We start from the raw sequence: 4,283 nt of genomic DNA, 5'->3' as shown, positions 1-4,283 counted from the left end.
GTACTGCAGGGGGGACCCTGTGGGAGAGTAGGACGCCGCCGAACAATCATTGTGGGAAAGCCCCGCACCTTATGGTGCGGGGCTTTTCTGCGTTCTGGGCCTGTTTGTTGGCGCCGATGCCGGCGCCAACAAGTCAGAGTCAGTGGATGTGCTCTGCCCAGGTTGATTCGCCGGTCAGGCAGGCGTGGCACAGGCAGCGGTTCGGGTGGGGGCTGGACGGGGAGATTTCCGCGCGGTACTGGCGCGCGTACTGTTCCAGCGTCGCGGCGTAGGTCTCTGCTTGGTCTGCGCTGAACCCATCGGGGTTTCGTGTGGTGCTCAGCCGCTCCACGACGCGGGGCGTGTGGACGAGCTTCGGTCGGAAGCTGTGAAGGTGGCGCGTCGCCGTGTTGATGACGATCCACCTGTTCGTGTGGCGCGCGCGGCCGATCACCGTGAGCCGGTCGCCTCCCGGGCCCCAGTAGACACGGGCGACGTACACCTTTGCCCCGCCCTTGAAGCTCTTCGTGCCCGGGCGCAGTTCCTGGCCGTCGTTTCCGCAGCGACGCCAGGTCACCACGTTCGCCGCGACCAACCAGACCGGCTCGGGCAGCGGGGCACTCGACTCGTTCACTTGTCCCTCCTTGAGGAACGCGACGGGACCTAGAGGCGGCCGGCGGCCTTGAGGGCGAGGTAGGCGTCCGCCAGGGCGGGGGCCAGGTCGTCCGGGGTGGCGTCGACCACGTGGACGCCGTGGCGGGTGAGTTGGTCGGCGATGCGGCGGCGCTGGGATTGGGACTGGGTGCCGGCCGCGGCCTCGTAGACCGCGTCGGCGTTGCCGCGGGCCGCGGTCATGGCGGCGACGTGGGGGTCGGCCACGGAGGCCAGCAGGACCGTGTGGCGGGCCGTGAGCTGGGGGAGGACCGGGAGCAGGCCCTCTTCTACGGGTGCCGTGTCCAAGCTCGTCAGGAGGACCACCAGGGAGCGGCGCGGGGCGCTGCGCAGGATGGTGGAGACCAGGGTGCGGTTGTCCGTCTCGACCAGTTCCGGTTCGAGGGTGGCCATCGCGTTGACGAAGGACGGGAGGACGTCGGCGGCCGCGCGTCCCTGGACCTGGGCGCGGGGCCGGCGGTCGTGGGCCAGCAGGTCCACGCGGTCGCCGGCGCGGGTGGCCAGGGCGGCGAGGAGCAGGGCCGCGTCCATGGCCGAGTCGAGGCGGGGGGCGTCGCCCACGCGGCCCGCGGAGGTGCGGCCTGTGTCCAGGCAGATCAGGATGTGGCGGTCGCGTTCGGGGCGCCAGGTGCGGACGGCCACCTTGTTCTGGCGGGCGGTGGCCCGCCAGTCGATGGAGCGGGTGTCGTCTCCGGGGACGTAGTCGCGCAGGCTGTCGAACTCGGTGCCCTCGCCGCGGGTGAGGACGCTCGTACGGCCGTCCAGTTCGCGGAGGCGTGCGAGGCGCGAGGGGAGGTGTTTGCGGCTCGTGAAGGGCGGCAGGACCCGGACCGTCCAGGGGACGGTGTGGGAGCCCTGGCGGGCGAGCAGGCCCAGCGGCCCGTACGAGCGGATCGTGACGCGGTCGGCCTGGCGGTCGCCGCGGCGGGTGGGCCGGAGGCGGGTGGTCAACCTGCGGCGTTCCCCCGCCGGGATGGTCAGGGTGTGCCGGGAGGCGGGGCCCTCGGTGCCGGGGAGCCAGCTGCTGGGGGGCCAGGCGTCGCGGATGCGGGCGCGGAGCGTGCGGGTGCCCGGGTTGGTGAGGGTGAGGTGCACGTCCGCCGTTTCGCCCAGGCGGACCGAGGTGTCGCCCGAGCGGGTGAGGAGGAGGGGGCGGACCGGCGCCGCGAGGGCGTAGTCGACCGCGCACGCCAGCGCCAGCGGGCCGTTGACCGCGAGCATCCCCGTCCAGCTCGGTTCGAGGATGCCGACGGGGATGCTGCCGAGGGCCGCCAGCAGGGCGGCGCGTCCGGTGAGGGCCATCAGCGCGGGACGGGGACGTGGGAGAGGATCGCCGTGATGACCGAGTCCGCGGTGACGCCTTCCATTTCGGCTTCGGGGCGCAGCTGGACGCGGTGGCGCAGGGTCGGGAGCGCGAGGGCCTTCACGTCGTCGGGGGTGACGTAGTCGCGGCCGGTGAGCCAGGCCCAGGCGCGGGCGGTGGCCAGCAGCGCGGTCGCGCCGCGGGGAGAGACGCCGAGGGTGAGGGACGGCGACTCGCGGGTGGCGCGGCAGATGTCGACGACGTAGCCCGCGATTTCGGCGGAGACGGTGGTGAGTGCGACGGCCTGGCGGGCGGCTTCGAGTTCGGCGCGGCCGGCGACCGGGCGGATGCCGGCGGCGTGCAGGTCGCGGGGGTTGAAGCCGGCGGCGTGCCGGGTCAGGACGCCGATCTCGTCCGCGCGGGAAGGCAGGGGCACGGTGAGCTTGAGGAGGAAGCGGTCCAACTGGGCTTCCGGGAGGGGGTACGTGCCCTCGTACTCGACCGGGTTCATGGTCGCGGCGACGAGGAAGGGCTCGGGGAGCGCGCGGGGCGTGCCGTCGACCGTGACCTGGCGTTCCTCCATGGCTTCGAGGAGGGAGGACTGGGTCTTGGGCGGGGTCCGGTTGATCTCGTCCGCGAGGAGGAGGTTGGTGAAGACCGGGCCGTTCTGGAAGGAGAACTCGGCGGTGCGGGCGTCGTAGACGAGGGAGCCGGTGACGTCGCTCGGCATCAGGTCGGGGGTGAACTGGACGCGCTTGGTGTCGAGTTCGAGGGAGGCGGCCAGGGCCCGTACGAGGAGGGTCTTTGCTACGCCGGGGACGCCTTCGAGGAGGACGTGGCCGCGGCAGAGCAGGGCGACGACGAGGCCGGTCACGGCCGAGTCCTGGCCGACCACGGCCTTGCCGATCTCGGTGCGGAGCGCTTCGAGGGAAGCGCGGGCGCTGTCCGCGGTCGCAGCCGTGGACTCGGTGGCCGGGTACGTCATGACGTACGGACCTCTCTTTCGAGGGCGTCGAGGTGATCGGCGAGCGCGACGAGTGCCGCGTCGTCGGAGGGTGTGGGGCCGAACAGGAGGGCGGTCACGTCCCGGGGGCCGTCCGTGAGCCGGGCGGAGACCGCCGGGGTGAGGGCGGTGGGTTCGTGGGCCTGGGTGTGCGGTACGCCGGTCAGGGCGGCGAGGCGTTCGCGGGCGGCGGCGCGCAGCACGGTGGCGGCGCGGTCGCGGGCGCGGGCCTTGCGGTAGAGGCGGGCGCGTCCTTCGGTGGCCTCGGAGGCGCGGATGACGACGGGGAGCTTCTCGGTGACGAGGGGGCCGAGTCGGCGGGCGCGCCAGAGGGCGGCGAGGGCCGCGGCGACGAAGAGCTGGAGCAGGGCCCAGGACCAGCCGGGCGGGGCCAGGTCGAGGAGGCTCAGGTCCTCGCCGGCGGCTTGGCTCTCGGCGTCGGAGTCCGCCAGGGACGGCATGTACCAGACGAGGTCCGGGCGGGAGCCGAGGAGTTGGAGGGCGAGGGAGGCGTTGCCGGCGTCGGCGAGGCTCTCGTTGAGGAGGATCGTGCCGGAGCCGAGGAGGACGGTGTCGCCCCCCTTGGTGCCGGTGGGGAGCACGAGGAGCGTGGGGTGGCCGTCGCTGGGGTAACAGGCGATGGCGCCGGGGGTGGTCGAGGTGTAGCGCAGGCCGGTACCCGTGGTGGCGCGGCCGGCGGACGTGGCGGCGGGCAGGGTGCAGCCAGGGGCGAGGTCGTCCGTGTGGGAGTCGCCCTTGGTGCGGACGCCGGGTGCCAGGTCGGGAAGGCTGTGGGTGGTGGGTCCCACGAGGAGGGTGCGGCCGCCGGAGAGGTCCATGGCCGAGCGGACCAGGCGGCGCTGGGTGGCGCCGAGCCGGTCGGGGTCGGTGACCAGGAGGGTGGTGCGGGGGCCGGTGGCGCCGGCGGCCTCTCGGGCTGTGGTGACGACGCGGGTGGTGACGCCGCGCTCCTTGAGCAGCTCGGCGACGGCGCGGCTGCCGGAGGGGTCGGCGGAGCGGGGGTCGAGGAGGCCGTGGCGGCTGCCGGTGTTCAGGGCGGCGAGGACGGCGGCGCCGGCGGCGAGTACGCCGAGGAGGGCCAGGACGCGGAGGATGCGGCGGGTTCGGCGGGTTCGGCGGGTTCGGGCGGGGCGGGCGGTGGTGCCGGGGGCGGCGGCGCCGGCGGTTTCGTCGGGGACGGCGGCCTGCGGCCGGCTGGGCGGGGTCTGGGGGGTTCCGACGGGGCCGGCCGGGCGCCGGGGCGTCTCCTCGGGCGCCGAACGTGGCGAGGGGTCGGAGGGCCGAGGACGGTGGTGTTCGGCGCCC

The 4,283-nt window shown here is 74.2% G+C and carries 4 protein-coding genes; all 4 read right to left on the bottom strand.

What is annotated here, in order from left to right:
• Positions 1 to 139 precede the first annotated feature (139 nt).
• Positions 140 to 613 carry a hypothetical protein gene (locus tag ACFV9H_RS41210; protein ID WP_385409106.1) on the bottom strand — a complete coding sequence of 158 codons (474 nt, stop codon included), beginning with the start codon at positions 611 to 613 and terminating at the stop codon, positions 140 to 142.
• A gap of 29 nt (positions 614 to 642) precedes the next feature.
• On the bottom strand, positions 643 to 1,953 hold the full coding sequence (locus ACFV9H_RS41205) for a DUF58 domain-containing protein (protein WP_385409104.1): 1,311 nt from the start codon (positions 1,951 to 1,953) through the stop codon (positions 643 to 645).
• On the bottom strand, positions 1,953 to 2,939 hold the full coding sequence (locus ACFV9H_RS41200; RefSeq protein ID WP_385409103.1) for an AAA family ATPase: 987 nt from the start codon (positions 2,937 to 2,939) through the stop codon (positions 1,953 to 1,955). The genes ACFV9H_RS41205 and ACFV9H_RS41200 overlap by 1 nt, the downstream gene beginning before the upstream one ends.
• A partial coding sequence (locus tag ACFV9H_RS41195) for a DUF4350 domain-containing protein (protein ID WP_385409101.1) occupies positions 2,936 to 4,283 on the bottom strand: 1,348 nt, incomplete at its 5' end. The genes ACFV9H_RS41195 and ACFV9H_RS41200, both read right to left, overlap by 4 nt.

It is taken from the genome of Streptomyces sp. NPDC059874 (assembly GCF_042731135.1).
Lineage (GTDB): Bacteria > Actinomycetota > Actinomycetes > Streptomycetales > Streptomycetaceae > Streptomyces.
The sequence above is the reverse complement of the archived record's forward strand: the minus strand, read 5'-3'. Positions and strand labels throughout refer to the sequence as shown.

Coding starts and splice junctions, on each gene's coding strand:
- ACFV9H_RS41205 (WP_385409104.1), bottom strand. CDS start 1,953: ATGGCCCTCACCGGACGCGCCGCCCTGCTGGCGGCCCTCGGCAGCATC.
- ACFV9H_RS41200 (WP_385409103.1), bottom strand. CDS start 2,939: ATGACGTACCCGGCCACCGAGTCCACGGCTGCGACCGCGGACAGCGCC.